The sequence below is a fragment of the Pirellulales bacterium genome, assembly GCA_035546535.1.
Lineage (GTDB): Bacteria > Planctomycetota > Planctomycetia > Pirellulales > JACPPG01 > JACPPG01.
Genome location: DASZWQ010000156.1, coordinates 1 through 19,452 on the forward strand (window position 1 = coordinate 1; position 19,452 = coordinate 19,452).

Genomic DNA, 19,452 nt, shown 5'->3' on the forward strand with positions numbered 1-19,452 from the left:
CATGATTCGAAGTGCGTTCCGACGGAATCATTCACGCCAAGTTTCTAGCTGAATTGACGCTCTTGATTTACCGACCGCTTTACCCTCCCCTGGCCCCTCCCCGACAGGGAGGGGGATGATCAATGCTCCCTCTCCCTGCCAGGGAGAGGGTTGGGGTGAGGGGCGAGGCGTTCGACAGGCCACCAACGCCATTATTCGAAGTGCGTTCCGACGGAATCATTCACGCCAAGTTTCTAGCTGAATTGACGCTCGTGATTTACCGACCGCTTTACCCTCCCCTGGCCCCTCCCCGACAGGGAGGGGGACGAAAGACCTTTTGATGCTCCGCCTGATGTCAACCATTCGCTCATTCATTGTCGCCTCGTCGATTCTTTCCACCGCCGTGCTTGTCATGACCATCCTCGCCGCAACTGCCCGCGCTGATTTTCCTGATGTCGAGCAACTGCCCGAGCGCAGCACGCTGCCCGATCCGCTTGCGATGTTCGACGGCACGCCGGTGCGCACGGCGGCCGAGTGGCGCGAGCGGCGGCGGCCGGAGCTGATCAAACTCTTCGAGTGGTATATGTACGGCGCGGCACCCGCGGCGCCGCAGGTCGAAGCTTCGACGGATTCGGTCGATGAAGTTCTCGACGGCAAGGCGCGGATGAAACAGGTGACGATCACTTTTGGGCCGTCGGCCGAAAAGCGCGCCGGACGGATCAACCTGCTTCTGTTCGTGCCGGCGGGCAAGAAGCAGCCGGCGCCCGTGTTCCTGGGCTTGAACTTTCGTGGCAATCACATGGTGCTCGCGCACCCCGCGATTCACCTGCCGAGGTTGTGGATGCCCAGCGGACCAGGCATGGTCGACAATCGTGCGACCGAGGCGGGGCGTGGTCTGGAAGCGCCGCATTGGCCGCTGGAAAAAGTGATCGAGCGCGGCTACGCCGTGGCCACCTTCTATCATGGCGACATAAAGCTCGATAAGCCGACGTGGGACGACGGTACTCCGTCGCTGTACTTTCAGCCGGGCCAAACGGCGCCGGCCGAGCATGAATGGGGAACGATCGCCGCTTGGGCCTGGGGATTGAGCCGGGCGGTTGATTATCTTTCGACCGATCCCGATATCGACGCCCGCCGCATCGCGGTGTTCGGTCATTCGCGCAACGGCAAAACGGCTCTCCTGGCCGGCGCGCTCGATGAGCGGATCGCGCTCGTGATCCCTTCGCAGGCCGGCTGTGGTGGCACGTCACCCAGCCGCGGCACGGTGGGTGAATCGGTGGAGCGCATCAACACCGTGTTTCCTCATTGGTTCGACGGCACGTTCAAGAAGTTCAACAAGGCCACCAGCAAATTGCCCTTCGACCAGCATTGCCTGATGGCACTCGTGGCGCCGCGGCCGCTGCTTTTGACCAACGCCACCGGTGACCAGTGGGCCAACCCGACGGGCCAGTTCGAAATGCTCAAGGCGGCCGAGCCGGTTTTCAAGTTGCTGGGAACCGAAGGGTGCGGCGCCGCCGAAATGCCACCGGAGAACGAGCTCGTGAACACGCATCTCGGCTATTTCATCCGGCCGGGCAAGCACGACATGAGCCCCGTCGAGTGGGCGCAATGGCTCGATTTCGCGGACAAGCATTTGCCAAAGTAAATGCTCGTCCGCGCGACGTTCGTGCCACGGTATATGAACTTTCTGTTTCTTAGAACGTGTCTTCAAATGTATTTTTTACGTGCCAGGCGGCGTGACATGAGGCTGATCATGGCGATGTAGATCATGGCCTCGCTGGTCTCGGTGTTGCGTTCGTAGTCGCGGGCGTGGCGGCGGTAACGGACGAGCCATGCGAAAGTGCGTTCGACGATCCACCGCTTGGGGAGCACGACGAAACCCTTGGCGTGCATGGGACGTAGCACCGTTTGCAGGATCCAACCAAAGGTCGTGCGGACCCATTCCGGCAAGCCGTCGCGGGCATAAGCGCTGTCGGCGAAGGCGACTTTCAGGCGTTGGCAGTGTTGGCTCAGGCAGGCGAACACAAAGTGCGCTCCCTCTTGATCTTGCCAATACGCTCCATGCACGACTACGGCCCACAACAATCCCAGCGTATCGACCGCCAAGTGCCGCTTGCGACCGGTGATCTTTTTGCCGGCGTCGTAGCCACGCTCCTCACCTCCTTCGGCGGTACGCACCGACTGGCTGTCGATTATGGCCACCGTGGGCGTGCTCTGTTTGCCCGCCGCCCGACGTACGCGTTGCCGCAGGCAATCGTGAATCTGCTGCCACACTCCTGCCTTACGCCAACGCCAGAACACCGTGTAGACCGTCCGCCATTTGGGAAAGTCGAGCGGCAACTGCCGCCACTGACAGCCCGTGCGAACCACGTACAGGATCGCATCAATGATGTCTCGTCGGTCAATCGGTGGTCGACCACGCTTCTTACGCTTGGGCAGCAGCGGGCGAATCAATTGCCATTGTTCGTCCGTCAGGTCGCTGGGATAATTCGCGCACATCGTTACGGCTCCGTCTTCCTTGACTTGAGAACCAAGAGGGCGGAGTCGTAACGGTTTTCATCCTTTCATGCAATTTGAAGACACGGTCTTAGCACCCCTGATTAGAGCCTGTCATGTCTGCACGCCACGATGGCCGCCGTCCGAACGAGATTCGCGCACCCAAGATCAAACGCCGCTACACGCAGGCCGCCGCGGGCAGCGTGCTCTACCAGGCCGGCCGCACGACCGTGCTATGTACGGCCAGCATCGACGAACAGGTGCCGCCCTGGATGAAAGGGCAGGGGCGCGGCTGGGTTACCGCGGAGTACAACATGCTGCCCGGCAGTACCAGTCCGCGCAAACGCCGTGAGCGCGACGGCAAGATCGACGGCCGCACGAGCGAAATCCAGCGCCTGATCGGACGCAGCATGCGCGCCATTGCCGACCTGGGCGCGCTGGGCGAACGCACGATCGCGCTGGATTGCGATGTTCTGGAAGCCGACGGCGGTACTCGTACCGCTTCGATCACGGGCGCTTTCATCGCCCTCGTTGACGCGTTGCACACGCTGCGCGATCGGCTCGATCCGGCACGCCCGGTGCTGACCGACAGCGTCGCCGCGGTCAGCGTGGGGATCGTCGACGGCCGGGCACTCTTGGACCTGGACTATGTCGAAGACGTCGACGCTGAAGTCGATATGAACGTCGTCATGACCGGCGGCGGCCGTTTCGTCGAGCTGCAGGGGACAGGCGAAGAGGCCACGTTCAGCGAGAAGGAACTGGCGACGCTCGTTAAGCTGGCTCGCACGGGCATCGCCGAATTGCACGGCTTGCAGCGCGCCGCGCTCGGCAAGCAATGGCCGCTGGCGCGATAAGTAATACATCCACAGTGTTCATGCCGCCCGAGCGGCACCCGAAGGCATGAAAATATGCGTTGGCGGTTATGTTTCGACGTTCGCTTCCGGGCGATTTACTGAGCAGATTTCGCAGATGACGCAGCTTTCAAAAACCGATGGACCGCGCTCGTTGCGCATGAGCGCGCATCGAAACGGTAGCTGGGTGCCACTGGTGGCTTGTCCACCAGTGCAGAATGCCACCCAAGCACTGGTCGACAAGCGGCCAGTGGCACCGCCGGTTCGCGAATATGTGCGACAGGCTCTAGGCTTGCCCGAATCGATTCCACTCGTCGCGGGCGTATTTCTGCGAGACGAGCGCGGTCGTGCGGTCGCGCGGCCAGTCCTCGAACGGTTCTGTCGCTTGCCAGGCGTTTCGTAGCGCCGCGCGGAGTTGCGCGCGCGTCGCCGGCAGATTGCTTACGAACGTCGCGTGGGGGCGCCCCTGACGATAATCGGGCTCGCGCGGCGGATGCTTCAAGCAACGCGAGATCAGTTCCAGATCGAAATCAAACAAGAGCGTGCCGTGATACAACAAGTGCCGCCGCTTGACGCGCAGGCTGTTGCCGGAGAATTTCTTTGCCGCCGCGTGCGCGGTGTGTTGCGCGTCACCGGCCGGCCGCGACGCGACTTCCATGGCCAAATCACTTGTGCCGCAGCGGGCCGCCACTGGGGCAATGTCCTTCAGGCCCTCGATCAAGCGCCGTAGCACGAAGCCATGCGCCGCGTCGACCGATTTCAGCTCCGCGCGCGTTTCGGTTGACAACACCACGGCGTACATCAGGCATCCCGGGCCGGTGATGATCGCGGCGCCGCCGCTCGTGCGTCGTACGACGGGGATGCCCAGTCGCTGGCAGTGCTGCAGGTCGACCTCGACCTCGGGGCGCGACGAACGCCCGATCACGACCAGGGGGCTCGGGGGTTCCCACAGGCGCAACAGCTCGCTGGCGCCCGGCCGGGCTTCGGCCTCTTCGAGCAATGCCTCGTCGAGTGCCACGTTTTCGGTGGCGGTGGGCAGAGTCAGATCAAGCAAGAACATGCGTTATATCCGGTCGGAGCTGGGCGAGCCGTGGGCGCGGCTTGACGGAATGGACCTGCCACCTAAACTCTGAATATCACGTGGCTGCCCGCCGAGCGACAGGCTACCGCGTCGCTTTTGCGATGCCAATCGCGGCATCGCAGCTTTTCCTCTACTGCGCGCGGCGCATGCCGCATGGCCGAACCTGTGAATTCTTCAGACAGTGCTAACGGGTCAGGCGGGCCGTCGCCTCCCGACCATGGCTTGCCGCCGGTCGAGCCCCCTAGCGCGCGGTTTATCCTGCAATTATTCGTCGTGCCGGCGGTGATCGTCATCCTCATCGTGATGGTGTGGATGTTGTTCAATTGGCTGGCGCAAATGGGCTCGGACCCGACCAAGTATGTCGCGGCGCTGCGCTCGAATAGCAAGGCGCGCTGGCAGGCCGCCGCCAGCCTGGCCGATATTTTGAATGATAAGCGCAACGTGGAACTGAAACGCGATCCGCGGCTGGCCCAGGACCTGGCCTCTCTCCTGACGGATGAGCTGAAAGAGCCCAACGAGGGGGAAGAGCAGGAGATGTTGGAAATCTACCTGTGCCGGGCGCTGGGCGAATTTTCCGTTCCCGAGGCCGTGCCGGCGCTCTTGGAAGCGGCTGCGCGCACCCGGCCCGAGGATATCGCCGTGCGGCGTGCGGCGCTGGAGGGCTTGACGGTGTTGGCGTCGCATCTGGCCATTGCCGAAACGCCGTATGAAGCGCAGGTGGATCAGGCCTTGGCCTCGGCCGCCTCCGACCAGGATGCGCAGATACGCTCGGTCGCCGCCTTCGCGCTGGGTGTGCTGGGGGACAAAGCGTCTCTGGAACATTTACGGCAGATGCTCTCGGACACTTATCCTGACGTCCGCTACAACGCCGCCACCGGCCTGGCACGCTGCCATGATGCGGCCGGAATGGAGGTGATCCTGGAGATGCTCGACCCCGAGGAGCAAAAGTCCCTGAAGCTCGAGTCCGCGGAGGAGTCGCGCGAATTCAAACGGGCCTTGATCGCCGAAAACGGCTTGCAGGCCGCATTGGCGCTCTTCGAGCACTTGCCCGAGGCCGATCGTCGGAAGCTGCACGAGGCGATCGAGCGATTGGCCGACAAGGAGCAGCCGGCCGACATTCGGTTGAAGGCGACCGAAGTGCTGCGGCGGCTCGACGAGGGTAGCGTTAAGGCTCCGGCCGCCTAGGGTAAAAACCCTGGATCGCACATCTTGCTAATCGCTCGCGTACGCTGCTTGTCTTTGGTTGGCAAGCCTGCTAGCGGCCGAGTTTGACGATTTTTCCGCAAGCGCAAATTGCGCAAGATTTTCGGCCGCGCGGAATATGTGGATGTCGGTTAGCGCGGACGAAGTTCTTTAGCGAAATTTCTCGCGCGCAAGTCGCTGTCGCGTTGATACTTCGCAGTGCCAGCGCGCGCCATGTCAAACTTTTCTGTTTGCAGACTCCTTAATATTCAGCCACATTCTGGTGAGGTAGTCTTTTCGCGACACGTGGCGTGGTGTTTTGGACGCGTGTTGCGAAATTTGCGATCGTCGCCCGAATCGCCGAGGGCACGACGTACATTTCGACGGGGCATTTCGACGGGGAAAATCTTTTTTGGCCAGTGTGGGACCGATCATGAAACTCGCGCAAACTTTCCTTGCCAGCCTGGCGCTTGTCGGCGCGGTGAACGCCAATGCCTTGGCGCAGTGCTGCCAGACTTTCCGGCTCGAATACCAGACGGTGTTCGAAGAGCGGCAAGCGACCGCCTATCGCATCGGCTACGAGACGGTCTACGACGAGCGGCAGGTCACGAGCTACCGCCCGGTTTGGGAAACCGAGATGCGCGAGCGGCGTTATAGCGTCGCCCGGCCGGTCATCGAGACCAGCGAGCGCGAAGAGCGCTACACGGTGCTGAAGCCGGTCTGGGAAACCTCGATGCGCGACGCCAGCTACAACGTCGTCCGCGACGTTTATGAGACCAGCGAACGCGAAGAGCGATACATCGTGCAGCGCCCCGTGACCGAAATGCACGAGCGCGAAGAGCGTTACATCGTGCAGCGCCCGGTCACCGAGACCTTGGAGCGCGACGAGGTTTACACGGTGAACGTTCCGGTCACCACGTACCGGGCGGTGACCGTCGACCAGGGGAATTTCGTCGAGCAGCAAACGGTCGTTCCCGGCCGTGTCACGAATAAGTTGCACTGGGTGCCGGGCGCGTGCGTGCCCGATCCCGCCACCGGCACTTCGCAGTACATGAAGCCCGGTTTGATGTGGGTGCCGCAAAAGCAGCCCGACACGGTGACCGTCAACCGCGTCTGGCAACCGAATATCGTCACGCAGCAGATTCCGCAGACCTGCATGGTGCCGCAGCAGCAAGTGCGCAAGGTGCCGTTCCAAGTGTGCCGCATGGTGAACGAAGAAGTGGTCCGCAAGGTGCCGTTCCAGGTGTGCCGCATGGTGGCCGAGGAACAGGTGCGCAAAGTGCCGGTCACGGTTTGCCGGCAAGTGACCGAGCGCGTCGAGCGCCAGGTGCCGGTGCAGACCTGCAAGATGGTGCCCGAGCTGATCGTGCGCAAGATTCCCGTGCAGACGACGCGGATGGTGTGCGAAGAGCGCGTGGACCAGGTCCCGGTGCAGGTGTGCAAAATGGTGTGCGAGCAGCGCACCATCCAAGTGCCGCGCTGCGTCGAAACGCGCACGCCGGTCGTGTACACGTATCGCGTGCCGCGCACGATCTGCTGCAAGGTGCCGATCGTCGATCCTTGTTGCAACCCGTGCGGTGGGTGCGATAGCTGCGGCGGCGCGCCGATGGGCGTGATGGCTCCGCCGCCGCCTCCCACCGGCACGTTCGTCCCGTCGGCTCCGGCGCCCGCGCCGGCCCCGGCTCAGTCGGGCAAGACCTTCGAATCGCCTGCGCCCGCGCCGTCCCACCAGAACGGCAACGGCGCGCGTCGGGCGCCGTCGATCGGTCCCGAGGACAGCGTGCCGGAACCGCAGTTCAATCAACCCGGCAGCAACTTTGAAAAGGAGCCCGCGAACTCGGATTCGAGCACGGGCACAACCGGCACGGCGCGTACGAAGGAAGTGGTCAATCGCGACCGCACGACCTAAGGCTTGCATCAGAAGTGAAATGGGTGCCACGGGTGGCTAGTCCACCAGTGCGGCTCCTCAAGCGAATCTGCATCACGGGACATGAGCTGAGACAGCTCATGTCCCGTTATTTTTGCGCACGTTCGTCAGGCACGATCAGCCGCACCGGCGCGCCGCCAGGATTAAGCTTCACCTCGATGCGTGGCGGACGGCTGGCACCGTCGAGCGTCGCCCAGTAGTCGCCGACGCCGGTGCTGAGGCCTTCGAACGTGAAGCGGCCTTCGGCGTTGGTTTGCGTGCCGGGCGAGTAGATGGTGTCCGCGATACCGTTGCGAAACCAGAGCTTCACTTCCACGCCGCCGCGCGGCGCGCCGTCTGTGCCGACTACCACGCCTGAGGCCGATGCTGTGGGCGAAAATCGTATCTCGACTTGCGGAGAGATATGCTGTTCGTCCACACGGACAGGCGCGCTAACGGCTTGTTCGTGGCCACGCGACGCCACGATCACATAATCGCCATCGGCGCCGAAGGGGAGCGGGCTTAGGAAGAAGTTGCCTTGCACGTCAACCGGCACGTTGTTGATGCCGGTCGTCGTCCAGCGCTGGGGCGAAAAGTGGTAGCGGATCTTCGTGCCGACGTGCACGCCATTGGATGCCGGCGAGCCATTGGCGTTCAGGACGCGACCACGCACGGCGCCGGCCGGTACGATTTCGACGTCCTGTTCGAGCGGACCGTCGCCCGGCGTCACAGTGACCATGCCGTCGGCAAACCAATATCCGACGATGTTTCGCGCGGCGTAATTGACGTAGCCGTCCGCGTAAGCATCGAGACGCACCGCGCCGTCTTCGATGTTTACGCGTTTGTTGATCGGCGCGCCGATCTTCGCATGGTCGCCAATGTTCACTTCCAGCTGACCCGTAGGAGCCAAGGTCGGATCAGGTCCGACGAATCGTAAGACCACGGGGCGCATTTGTGGCACGGGCGGCTTCCCGGTGAGATCAATGGTGAGTTCGGTCACAGGTGTTTCCAGGTTCACTGTGACTGTGCGTTTTGCTGCCGTGACCGAAAGCTGCCCGGGCAGCAGGTTCTTCAGCTCAAAGCGGCCCTCGCCGTCAATAACGTCGACCGGCGACCTGTTCGTGAACAGCAGGCCGTAGGAAAAATCGCTGGCCACCTGAATGCTGGGCTGCTGATTGCTTTCCACAATCGGCCGCCCTGCGTCGTGCCTGAGCGACGCCAGGTCGCCCATGATTCGCCCGCGCACGATGAAATCAGGGCCCACCTCGAAACGCAGATTCTCCGCGCCGGCGTAGATGTGCGGAAAGAGTCGGCGGCCATGTTCTTGAGCTTCGACCAAGAACGCGTATTGGCTGCCGTCGTCCAGGCTGTCGAGCGTGAAACGGCCTGCCTCATCGGTTGTAGCCAGCACGGGCCCGCTATCGCCATTCTTCTCTCCAGCATTTCCCGGACCGACTTGAAGTGCTGAACGCACCGTCGCGCCGGCGATGGTGCGGCCATTCTCGTCGACGACGACACCCACGGTCGGCGTCGCCCGCGACATCTGCACTACTATGTCTTTGTCGGGTTCGAGGGTCAGCTTCTTGCGAGACCACGTTTGATAGCCGGACGCTTTGATGGTTACGTCGACCAAATCGCGCGAGGCGTGTTCAACAGTGATCGTGCCCCCCTCGTCGGACTTGATCGGCGCGTTCATACCCCCTTGCAACTCGGTCAAAAACAACGAGGCTTTGCCATCAGCGACAGGCTGCCCTTGGTCATTCACCAGCTTGAAGCGCGCGGCAAATCCAGGGTCGAGCACGATCTGTATTCCGCTTTTCGCGTCGCCCGGCCGCAACTGCAATGGACCCACAACAGCGGGTGCATAGCCCGGAGCGTGGATCGCCAGCGAAACGACGCCGGGCCGAAACTTTTGGGAAAACGCCGGTGTCGCAAGGTTTAGCGATTTTTGGTCGCTTCCTTGTTCATGGACACTTCGCAAATCCGCGTAAAGCTCCGCCGGAAGCGCGCGGCCGTCGCTGGTCGTAATCGTACCGGACAGCATTGCCTGTTCCGCTCCGGCCGAAATGACGGGACGCACCCGATCGCGCTCAGCGTCCAGCACGGCCAGCCGCTCTCGCGGCGAGAGAATCTCGGCGGCTAGCGCCACGCCGACCTGTGTGCCGCGCCACAGTCCGAGTACCGCAACGAAACTCAAGCACGTGCTGACGAGCAACGCCGTCCAGGAGACGCGCATCTCAGGGCGATAGTTAGCCACGAGCAGGCGCTTGATCCGGTCGGCGACCACACCTCCGCGATGGGCCGGTAGCGCCGCGGCCGCCGCCAAGATCTGCCCGAGATGCTGGCGCTCGGTCCAATCGGCCAAAGTTTGCGCATAGGTCACGGTGCCACCGCTGAGGGCGACGGCGCATCGGTCGCAGCAAGCTTCGCGCTCCTGCCGGATCTGACGGTTGATCCACCACACCGCAGGATTGAAGAACAGCGCCGCTTCGACAAGCATTTGCACGAGGTTCACCAGGTAGTCGTGCCGGCGAATGTGCGCCAATTCGTGCGCCAAGATGGCCTCGGCACTTTCGGTGGGCATACCTAGGATCATCGCAGCAGGCAAAAGAACTACCGGCCGCACGACGCCGAGCACGGCCGGTCCAAATTCGCCGCCATCGATCAAGCGAATCGCGCGGCGAATGCCCAGCCGCTCTCGAAGCGATGCGAGCAACAGGTGCAACCGGCCGTCGATCAGTTCGTTGCCTTGGGTCAGACGTCGCGCGCCGGTCACCAGCCATGCCATCCGCGCCAGCATGAGGAGTACGCCGCTCAGCCAGGTCAGGACACCGGCCGTGTAGAGGCGACGATCGATGGCCGGCGATCGCGGCGGCGCGTCAGCATCGTACGAGAAGTCGCCTGTTGTATCGGCGGCGTTCTCGTCGGGGTTGCCAGGCCGGGCGAGTGATGCCTCGGCCTGGCGACCCTGCGACCTCTTCGTTTCGTTGGTCGCGGTTTCGCGCGGACCGGCGAGCGCCGTCGTTCGATAATCGAGCACGGACCAGGTGACGAGGCAGCCCAAGACCACCGCAGCCAGCGCCGCGAGCGACATTAAGTAGCGTGCCTGAGCATTGCGCGCGGGAACTGCGCGCAGAACGAACCACAGCCCGACCGCTGCCGCGGCGCCCTGCCAGAGGCTATGAACGAGCGCCGTCACGAGATGCTGCCAACTGGGCCCGGACAGCCAATCAAGGAGCGTCGTGATTCCGGCCGCTAGGTCCGCCATGGGTTGCCGCCTGTCCCTAATTTCTTCTTGGCTATTTCTTCTTGGCCTCGGCCAGCACCCGGCGAATCTCGGCCAACTCCTCGGCATCGACGCGGGTGCTCTCGAGCAGACATTGCAGAACCTGCGCAGGGCTGCCACCGAAGACGTTGGCCAGCATGTCCTTCATCAGCGGCCGTAGCACTTGCTGCCGCTTGACTGCGGCGCGATACACGTTCGCCAGCCCCTGTTGCTTGTGGGTCGCGAGTCCTTTCTTCTCCAGGTTCTGGAGCAAGGTCAGTACCGTGGTATAGGCCCGGTCTTTGCCGTCGGGCATCGCGGCGCGAACGTCGTGTACCGACGAGGGTCCACGTTCCCATAGCACGGCGAGCACTTGCAATTCGACGTCGGACGGAGGCAGGGGGGGCACGGCGTTGGTCCTTCACGTGAGCGAGGAATATCCACTAGCGACGTAGTATCTACTATTTACATAGTGGAGTCAACGTTTTTGTTTGAGCGGATCTGGAGAAGTGGTTCGATGGCTCGGCGTCCTCTCAGGCGTGCTCGACAGTCGGCGGGTAAAGGTAGGGCGTTGTTCGGAGTGCTCGAGCACCCCTTGCGGAAAAGGGGCCCTGGCGGCGCGAAGGACCGAGCGTTTAAACTGAGCCAGTCGGGGAACCGCTGCCCCTGCCTCACGAACAAATCCCCAGCCCAGAATCGCATGGAAGCGCTGCTCGCCATTCTCCGCAAGTACTGGGGTTACGACGCGTTCCGCCCGCTGCAGGGCGAGGCGATGAGCGCCGTCGTTGCCGGACGCGACTCGGTGGTGGTGCTGCCGACGGGGGGCGGAAAGTCGCTCTGCTTTCAGGCCCCCGCGTTGCACATGCCTGGCCTGGCACTGGTGGTGTCCCCGCTGATCTCGCTGATGAAAGATCAGGTCGACACGCTGGTCGATTGCGGCGTGCCGGCCGCCTGCGTCAACAGTACTCTCACGCCCGCCGAGCGCCGCGCCGTGGCCGACCAGGTGCGATCGGGCCGTTTGAAGCTCTTGTATCTCTCGCCCGAGCGGCTGATGACCGAGCAGACGCTGGGCTTCTTGCAAAACGTCGACGTGTCGTTCATCGCCATCGACGAGGCGCATTGCATCAGCGACTGGGGGCATGATTTCCGACCGGAGTATCGAGCTCTCCGGCAGTTGAAGGAAGTCTTCCCGGGTATTGCCCTGCACGCGTATACCGCCACGGCAACCGAGCGCGTGCGCACGGATATCGCCGCACAGCTGGGACTCGACGAGCCCGAGATCCTGGTCGGCTCATTCGATCGTCCCAACCTGGTGTACCGCGTCGCGCGACGCACCGACCGGTTGCGGCAGATTCGCGAAGTGATCGACCGCCATCGCGACGAGTCGGGCGTTATCTATTGCATCCGCCGGACGGACGTCGAAAGCCTGTGCGCCGAGCTTGTTGCCCTGGGCCATCAGGCGTTGCCGTATCATGCCGGCATGGCCGATGAGGATCGCCGCAAGAACCAGGACGCCTTTATCAACGACCGGGCCAAGATCATCGTGGCCACGGTCGCCTTCGGCATGGGCATCGACAAATCGGACGTGCGTTTCGTGATCCATGCCGCCGCGCCGAAATCGCTGGAAAATTATCAACAGGAAAGTGGTCGTGCCGGCCGCGACGGCCTGGAGGCCGAATGCTGCCTGTTCTATTCGGGCGCCGACTTTCAGACGTGGCGCAGCCTGCAAAGCGAGCTAGCGCCCGAGGCGCTTGAAGCTGCCGAGCAACTATTGGCGGGCATTGAGCGATTTTGCGTTGGCGTCGGCTGCCGGCATCGGTCGATCATCAATTATTTCGGTCAGGAGCCGCCGGCCGAAGCGTGCGGCGCTTGCGACGTCTGCCTGGGGGAACTCGATTACGTGGCCGATGCGCTCGTCATTGCGCAAAAGATATTGTCGTGCGTGTTGCGGCTGAACGAGCGCTTTGGAGCGGCCTACACGGCGGCCGTACTGGCGGGCTCGCGCGAAGAGCGCATTTTGGCCTCAGGTCACGATCAACTGAGCACCTACGGCATTCTCGGTGAGCACGACCGGCGCGAGGTGCGCGCCTGGATCGATCAACTGGTCGAGCAACAGTTTCTAGAAAAAGTCGGCGAGTACTCGACGCTCTCCGTACGGCCCGAGGGGCGTCGGCTGTTGCGCGGCGAGGTAACGCCGCAATTGCTGAAGCCGGCCGAGCGCCCGCGCCGCGAGGCAAAGGTTTCGCTCGATTCCTGGCAAGGGGTCGACCGCGGCCTGTTCGATGCTTTGCGGAAGTGGCGGCGCAACAAAGCCGACGAGCGGGGCATTCCGCCCTTCATCGTTTGCGGCGATGCCACGCTGCGCGACCTGGCCCGCCGCCGGCCGTCGAACGAGGAGAGCCTGCTGGAAGTACACGGTATCGGCGAAAAGAAGTGCGCCGAGTACGGCCAGGAACTGTTGCCCGAGATCGCGGCTTACTGCCAGCGGCAGCGATTAACACAGGATGTGAGTTCGGGGACCCCGGCACGCTCGCGCCGATAAAGAACTTGCGAAACGAAGCTCCGTCCCTCAGGGCACAATCTCTGGTGGTTGCTGCCTCAAGAAGTTTTGCGTCCTTTGAATCTTGATCCGCATCTCTTCGAGCGTTGCCGCGTGAAGTTGCCAGTCTTCCGTCAATGGTCTTGGAATCGTGCAGCGGAACGTCAGGCGGGGATGCTCGCGCGAGTCGCAATTCCGGTAAATCATTACGCCGCGGAAGGTTTCGACGGGACCCGTGTACATAGCCCCGATTTTACCAGCATGCAGGTTCGCCGGTCCATCGATTTGGCCCATGCCCGTCGCGAACTTACAATGGCCAGAACGCTTCCGACCAATTGCCGCCGTTTATTCGCCGGAGGGATCATGTCAGCGCTGTTGCACGTGAGCTTGCTGCTAACGGTCTTGGGTGCTGACCCTGCCAATCCCGCGGTCACCCCGACGCCTCCGCCGCCCGGCACGCACGTCGTAACGCTGCCGCGGCACAATTTCACGCTGCCGGTGGGCTTCGAAGTCATGGTCGCTGCCGGTGCGCCTTTGATCGAGCGGCCGATCCATGCCGATTTCGACGAGCAGGGGCGGCTCTACGTCTGCGAATCCTCAGGCACCAACGACAAGGTCGAGAAGCAACTCGCCGAAAAGCCGCATTGGGTCATGCGCCTCGAAGACACGGACGGCGACGGCACGTTCGACCGGGCCACGAAATTCGCCGACAAGCTGATGTTCCCCGAAGGGATGATGTGGCTGGATGGCTCGATCTACGTCGCTGCGCCGCCATCGATCTGGAAGCTGACCGATACCGACAACGACGGCGTCGCGGACCAGCGCGAGGAATGGTTCGCCGGCAAGACCTTGGGCGGCTGCGCCAATGACCTGCACGGTCCGTACGAGGGCATCGACGGTTGGATCTATTGGGCCAAGGGAGGCTTTGGCCAGCAAACCTACGACCGGCCCGGCAAGGAGCCGTTCGTGACGCGCGCGGCGCACTTATTTCGTTCGCGGCCCGACAATTCGGGCATCGAGCCCGTGATGACCGGCGGCATGGATAACCCGGTCGAGATCGCGTTCACGCTGGGCGGCGAACGTATCTTCGACACGACGTTTTTTCAGCATCCCGGCGGCGGGCAGCGCGACGGTTTGATCCATGCCATCTACGGCGGCGTGTATGGCAAGGAGCACAATGTGATCGACGGCCATCCGCGCACGGGCGATTTGATGCCGCCGATGACGCATTTCGGCGCCGCGGCGCCGGCGGGGCTGATGCGCTACGAATCGCGGACGTTCGGCAACGATTTTGCCAACAATCTCTTTGCCGCGCAGTTCAACATGCACAAAGTCTCGCGCCATGTGATGGTGCCTGCGGGAGCCACTTTCCAAACGCGCGACCACGATTTTCTGGTTTCGGACAATCTCGATTTCCATCCCACCGACGTGCTGGAAGACGCCGATGGCAGCCTGGTCGTGATCGATACGGGCGGTTGGTACAAGCTCTGCTGCCCTAGCTCGCAACTGTGGAAGCCCGAGATCGCCGGCGGGATTTACCGTGTTCGCCGCGCGGGCGCAAAGGCCGTGGCCGATCCGCGCGGATTGAAGCTTGCCTGGTCGGACGCTACGCCAGACGCACTCGCCGAGCGCTTGGCCGATGCTCGCCCCGCCGTGCGCCGCCGGGCGCTGCACGAACTAGCGCGCCGCGGCAAGGGGGCTGTCCCGGCGGTTGCCCAAGTGCGCGCCACATCGCGTGACGTCGGCGCGCGAGCTCGCGCCGTATGGACCCTGGCACGAATCGAAGGGGACGACGCGCGGGCGGCCATTCGTGCGGCGCTGGCCGACAGCGATGAAACCGTGCGACAGGCCGCGATTCACGCCACCAGCGTCGCGCGCGATCGCACCGCGGTCCCGCACTTGATCAAAATCCTGCGATCGGGCACGCCACAAAACCGCCGCGCGGCGGCCGAAGCGCTCGGGCGGCTCGACGATCGAAAGGCCGTGCCTGCGCTTTTGCAAACGGCGGGCGAAGAGCTCGACCGCACGCTGGAACATTCGGTCATTTACGCGCTGATCGAGTTGGCGGCGCCGAAAGAAACCGCCGACGGGCTGGCCAGTGCCAACCCCGGCACGCGTCGGGCGGCTCTGCTGGCCATGGATCAAATGTCCGGCGGCGGGTTGCAGCCCGAGGTCGTGGCCGCGTTGGTTGCAGGGCCGGATGCGAGCGTGCGGGACGCGGCGGCCTCGCTTCTGCTGCGGCATGGCGAATGGGCGGTGGCTCTCGCGCCGTGGCTGGCGCGCGAGTTGGCGACCGGCGCTTTGACCGGCGACAAAGCCGAACTGATGGGGCGCTTGCTCGCGCATTTCTCGGGCGAGGAGAGCGTTCAGCAATTGATGGCCGCGCGACTGGCGGAAAAGTCTGTAACCGACACGGAACGCCGCGGCTTGTTGCAGGCGATGTCCCAGGCCGGGCTCAAGCATTTGCCCGCCTCATGGGTCGCGCCGGTGACGCGCGTTTTGGAATCGGGCGATGCGGTCCTGCTTCCCTTGGCGGTGGCCGTGGTGCGGGCGATGCCGGCCGGCGAGTCGCAGGCCGCTGACGTGCGCGCCGCCCTGGTGGCCGCCGCCGCCAACGAGCAACTGAGCGAAGGGGTCCGGCTCGATGCTCTGGCCGCTACGCCGGGGGGACTCGGCAACGTGCAGCCGACGCTGTTCGATTTCGTGCGTAAGAATCTGGCTGCCGACGCGCAGGTCTCGGTGCGACTGGCCGCGGCCGACGTGTTGTCGAAAGCACAACTCGACGACGCGCAGCTGTTGGCGCTGGCCGATTCCGTCCGCACAGCCGGCCCACTCGAAATCGAGCGTCTGGTCGCGCCCTTCGCTAAGAGCAAAAACGACAAGGTGGGGCGCACCGTGATCGCGGCTCTGGCCAGCAGTCAGGCTTTGCCCAATGTGCGGGCCGAAACCTTGCAGGAAGTCTTCAAGGATTACGAGCCGGCGGTGCAGCAAGAGACCAAGACGCTTTACGACTTGCTGGCCGCCAGCACCGCCGAGCGCATGGCCAAGATCGAAGAGTTGCTCACGCTGTTACCCCATGGTGATATCAAGCGCGGACAGTTGGTCTTCAACAGTCAGAAAGCAGCGTGCGCCACTTGCCACGCTATCGGCTACCTGGGCGGCACGGTCGGGCCCGACCTGACGCACGTCGGCAAGATCCGCAGCGAGCGCGATCTGCTCGAAGCCATCGTTTTCCCCAGCGCCAGCTTCGTGCGCAGCTACGAGCCGATGACGATCACGACCCATGGCGGCCAGGTACACAACGGCATCGTGCGGAAAGATGCGCCGGACGAAGTAATCCTGGTTCTGAACGCCAAGGACACGGTCCGCGTCGGCCGCGAGGAGATCGACGAAATGATTCCCGGCAGCACGTCGATCATGCCGGCCGGTCTCGACAAGCAACTCACGGCTGACGAGCTGATCGACCTGGTGACGTTCTTGCGCGCGGCGAAGTAGAGTGAGCGTCGCTTGCCGGTTGGCGTGACGTTATATTGGCACTCATGTCGCCGGTGAACAGTATTCTTGCACGCAGTCAGGCGTTTTGTGAGCGCTTCGGCCTCGAGTTGCCGATCTTGCTCGCGCCGATGGCCGGTGCCTCGCCACCGGCGCTGTCGATTGCCGTGGCCAACGCCGGGGGCCTGGGGGCTTGCGGGGCGCTGTTGATGCAGCCCGCCGCGATCCTGCAATGGGCGACCGACGTGCGGGCCGGCACTGCCGGTCCGTTTCAATTCAACTTGTGGATTCCTGATCCACCGCCTGTGCGGGACGAAACGCACGAAGCGCGGGTCCGTGAGTTTCTCGCGCAATGGGGACCGGCCGTTGCGCCTGAGGCCGGCACGCCGAGCTTGCCCGATTTCGCGGCGCAGTGCGACGCGCTGCTGGCCGCCGCGCCGCGCGCGGTTTCCTCGGTGATGGGGCTTTACCCGCTGGACTTTGTGAAGCGACTCAAAGCGCGTGGCATCGCTTGGATCGCCAATGTCTCGACCTTGGCCGAGGCTCGGGCGGCCGAGGAGGCGGGCGCCGACGTGATCGCCGTGCAGGGGATGGAAGCCGGCGGGCATCGCGGCTGCTTCGATGCCGCGGCGGCCGAACGAACGATGATCGGGCTGTTTGCGCTGCTGCCGGCGGTGGTGGACGCCGTGCGCGTGCCCGTCGTGGCCACCGGCGGCATCGCCGATGCGCGCGGCGTGGCGGCGGCGCTCGTGCTGGGCGCTTCGGCGGCGCAAATCGGCACTGGTTTTTTGCGCTGTCCGGAGGCCGACATCGATCCGGCCTGGGCCGACGCGATCGGACGAACGCCGCCCGAGGGGACAATGATTACACGTGCCTTCAGCGGGCGCGCCGGACGCAGCATCGCGACGAACTACACGCGCGCGGCCGCGGCGCCGGATGCTCCACGGCCGGCGCCGTATCCGGTGCAGCGCGGGCTGACAGGCCCGATGCGCACGGCGGCCAACCGCGAGCACGACGTCGAGCGTATGCAGGCGTGGGCCGGTCAGAGCGCGGCACTTTCGCGCGCCGTGCCGGCCGGGCAATTGACGCGCGAGCTGTGGCAGGGCGCGCAGGAATTGCTCGGCTGATAAGGCAACATTCATCGCCACACGGGTGACGCATCATGCGAAGGTGTTTTAGTCGACCGTCTCGCGTGCTTGCAAGCATCATGTTGGCACTTACCTTCGCGCTTGCGCTTCCTGGGACGTCATCGATAGCGGCCGAGACGATCGACATCGGCGCGCGGCGTGAACTGTTCGTAGATCAAGAGCTGATCGACCGGTTGGAAGGAGCACGGCTGGAAATCGGGCGTCCGCAATCGGGCGGCGTGGCCGTGGCCTTTGATCGGTCGTGGGAGGGGCCCTTCGCCTTTTACACGACCATCATCCAGGACGGCGGCAAGTTCCGCATGTATTACCGCGGCGCCTCGAATGTGCCGGGCTATCGCTACACGATTTGCTATGCCGAAAGCGCCGACGGTATCCACTGGACCAAGCCCGACCTGGGGCTGGTTGAGATCAATGGCTCGAAGGCGAACAACGTTTTGCTGCTCGAGAATCAATGCCTGGCACCTTTTCTCGACACGCGTCCCGGCGTGCCCGCCGACGAGCGCTACAAGGGAAACGTGTTCGTCGAGAAGCGGTTCGGCGCGCCGGAAGCGGGCTTGCGCGGCTATGTCTCGGCCGATGGGTTGCGCTGGCGGCCGGTCGATGGGAACGTGATTCTGCACGAAGAGTTCAAGAACAACTTCGATTCGCAGAACGTCATGTTCTGGTCGGCGGTCGAGAGCAAGTACGTTCTCTTCGCGAGGCATTCGCAGGACGGCGTGCGGGCACAAGCCCGGGCGACGTCCGACGATTTTCGTCATTGGGCGCCGCAGGTGCCGATGAGCTACAGCGATACGAATTCAACCACTCCCTCGGCGCAGCTCTATACCAGCCAGGTGCAGCCTTATTTTCGCGCTCCACACATTTACATCTCGCTGCCCGGCCGGCTGATGGCCGGGCGCCGGGTGTTGACCAAGGAGCAGGAAGCGCGGCTCGACATCGATCCACTGGGTGGTGGTGCGGGCGATTGTGCCGATGGAGTGCTGCAGACGACGCGCGCGGACTCGACACGCTTCGATCGCACGTTCCAGGAGGCGCTCGTGAGGCCAGGGCCGGGCGACGGCAACTGGGTATCGCGCACCAACTACCCGGCTTGCGGCATTATTCAGACCGGCCCGGGTGAAATGTCGATTTTCGCGCAGCGGTATTACGGGCAGAAGACCGCGCACTTGGAGCGATTGACGCTGCGTCTGGATGGTTTGGCTTCGCTCCACGCGCCCTTCGCCGGCGGCTTTCTGCTCACGAGGCCCTTGCAATTTGCCGGCGGGGCGCTCGAAATCAACTGCTCGACAAGCGCCGCGGGCGGCATTCGGATCGCGATCGAAAACGGGGATGGCGAGCCGCTGCCGGGTTACACGCTGGCCGACGCCGACGAAATCACGACCGATGATCTGGCCCGCGTCGTGACCTGGCAGGGGAAGAGCGACGTCAGCAAACTCGCGGGACAACCGGTGCGCCTGCGCCTCGAGCTGCGCGACGCGGATGTTTACTCATTTCGGTTTCGGCCGATGTAGGC

General features: G+C 63.5%; 12 protein-coding genes. 8 read left to right on the forward strand and 4 right to left on the reverse strand.

Going from position 1 to position 19,452, the window contains the following annotated elements:
• The first annotated feature begins 319 nt into the window (after positions 1-319).
• Positions 320-1,624, forward strand: a complete 1,305-nt coding sequence (locus tag VHD36_18840; GenBank protein HVU89392.1) for an acetylxylan esterase — start codon at positions 320-322, stop codon at positions 1,622-1,624.
• Positions 1,625-1,686: 62 nt separating this feature from the next.
• Here VHD36_18840 and VHD36_18845 read toward each other — a convergent pair whose 3' ends face one another.
• Positions 1,687-2,478 carry an IS5 family transposase gene (locus tag VHD36_18845; protein ID HVU89393.1) on the reverse strand — a complete coding sequence of 264 codons (792 nt, stop codon included), beginning with the start codon at positions 2,476-2,478 and terminating at the stop codon, positions 1,687-1,689.
• A gap of 113 nt (positions 2,479-2,591) precedes the next feature.
• Between VHD36_18845 and rph the strand changes: the two genes are divergently transcribed.
• Positions 2,592-3,329 carry a ribonuclease PH gene (gene rph, locus VHD36_18850; protein ID HVU89394.1) on the forward strand — a complete coding sequence of 246 codons (738 nt, stop codon included), beginning with the start codon at positions 2,592-2,594 and terminating at the stop codon, positions 3,327-3,329.
• 283 nt (positions 3,330-3,612) lie between these two features.
• On the opposite strand, the gene VHD36_18855 is transcribed toward rph, so the two are convergent.
• The gene (locus VHD36_18855) at positions 3,613-4,386 is read right to left on the reverse strand and encodes a lipoate--protein ligase family protein (protein HVU89395.1); all 774 of its coding nucleotides are present in this window, start codon (positions 4,384-4,386) and stop codon (positions 3,613-3,615) included.
• Between the two features lie 174 nt (positions 4,387-4,560).
• On the opposite strand from VHD36_18855, the gene VHD36_18860 reads away from it, so the two are divergent.
• Together VHD36_18860 and VHD36_18865 are read left to right on the forward strand one after the other, a co-directional pair.
• On the forward strand, positions 4,561-5,592 hold the full coding sequence (locus VHD36_18860) for a HEAT repeat domain-containing protein (GenBank protein ID HVU89396.1): 1,032 nt from the start codon (positions 4,561-4,563) through the stop codon (positions 5,590-5,592).
• Positions 5,593-6,022: 430 nt separating this feature from the next.
• A complete protein-coding gene (locus VHD36_18865) occupies positions 6,023-7,498 on the forward strand; it encodes a hypothetical protein (GenBank protein ID HVU89397.1) in 1,476 nt (491 codons plus the stop codon).
• 106 nt (positions 7,499-7,604) lie between these two features.
• On the opposite strand, the gene VHD36_18870 is transcribed toward VHD36_18865, so the two are convergent.
• Together VHD36_18870 and VHD36_18875 are read right to left on the reverse strand one after the other, a co-directional pair.
• Positions 7,605-10,763, reverse strand: a complete 3,159-nt coding sequence (locus VHD36_18870) for a M56 family metallopeptidase (GenBank protein HVU89398.1) — start codon at positions 10,761-10,763, stop codon at positions 7,605-7,607.
• A gap of 31 nt (positions 10,764-10,794) precedes the next feature.
• Complete coding sequence (locus tag VHD36_18875; protein ID HVU89399.1) at positions 10,795-11,169, reverse strand: BlaI/MecI/CopY family transcriptional regulator; 375 nt, start codon at positions 11,167-11,169, stop codon at positions 10,795-10,797.
• A 291-nt stretch (positions 11,170-11,460) separates the two neighbouring features.
• On the opposite strand from VHD36_18875, the gene recQ reads away from it, so the two are divergent.
• The 4 genes from recQ to VHD36_18895 all read left to right on the forward strand — a co-directional run bounded on the left by recQ (position 11,461) and on the right by VHD36_18895 (position 19,450).
• Positions 11,461-13,302, forward strand: coding sequence for a DNA helicase RecQ (recQ, locus tag VHD36_18880; GenBank protein HVU89400.1), 1,842 nt, complete (start codon positions 11,461-11,463; stop codon positions 13,300-13,302).
• 360 nt (positions 13,303-13,662) lie between these two features.
• Entirely contained in the window at positions 13,663-16,794 is a 3,132-nt protein-coding gene (locus VHD36_18885) for a PVC-type heme-binding CxxCH protein (GenBank protein HVU89401.1), read from the forward strand.
• A gap of 44 nt (positions 16,795-16,838) precedes the next feature.
• Complete coding sequence (locus VHD36_18890; protein HVU89402.1) at positions 16,839-17,918, forward strand: nitronate monooxygenase; 1,080 nt, start codon at positions 16,839-16,841, stop codon at positions 17,916-17,918.
• A gap of 80 nt (positions 17,919-17,998) precedes the next feature.
• Entirely contained in the window at positions 17,999-19,450 is a 1,452-nt protein-coding gene (locus tag VHD36_18895; GenBank protein HVU89403.1) for a hypothetical protein, read from the forward strand.
• The last annotated feature ends 2 nt before the right edge of the window (positions 19,451-19,452 follow it).

Bases quoted from the DNA above. Each gene is read 5' to 3' on its own strand.
- VHD36_18890 (HVU89402.1), top strand. From the start codon at position 16,839: ATGTCGCCGGTGAACAGTATTCTTGCACGCAGTCAGGCGTTTTGTGAG.
- VHD36_18845 (HVU89393.1), bottom strand. From the start codon at position 2,478: ATGTGCGCGAATTATCCCAGCGACCTGACGGACGAACAATGGCAATTG.
- VHD36_18840 (HVU89392.1), top strand. From the start codon at position 320: ATGCTCCGCCTGATGTCAACCATTCGCTCATTCATTGTCGCCTCGTCG.
- VHD36_18865 (HVU89397.1), top strand. From the start codon at position 6,023: ATGAAACTCGCGCAAACTTTCCTTGCCAGCCTGGCGCTTGTCGGCGCG.
- VHD36_18895 (HVU89403.1), top strand. From the start codon at position 17,999: ATGTTGGCACTTACCTTCGCGCTTGCGCTTCCTGGGACGTCATCGATA.
- recQ (HVU89400.1), top strand. From the start codon at position 11,461: ATGGAAGCGCTGCTCGCCATTCTCCGCAAGTACTGGGGTTACGACGCG.
- rph (HVU89394.1), top strand. From the start codon at position 2,592: ATGTCTGCACGCCACGATGGCCGCCGTCCGAACGAGATTCGCGCACCC.
- VHD36_18870 (HVU89398.1), bottom strand. From the start codon at position 10,763: ATGGCGGACCTAGCGGCCGGAATCACGACGCTCCTTGATTGGCTGTCC.
- VHD36_18860 (HVU89396.1), top strand. From the start codon at position 4,561: ATGGCCGAACCTGTGAATTCTTCAGACAGTGCTAACGGGTCAGGCGGG.
- VHD36_18855 (HVU89395.1), bottom strand. From the start codon at position 4,386: ATGTTCTTGCTTGATCTGACTCTGCCCACCGCCACCGAAAACGTGGCA.
- VHD36_18885 (HVU89401.1), top strand. From the start codon at position 13,663: ATGTCAGCGCTGTTGCACGTGAGCTTGCTGCTAACGGTCTTGGGTGCT.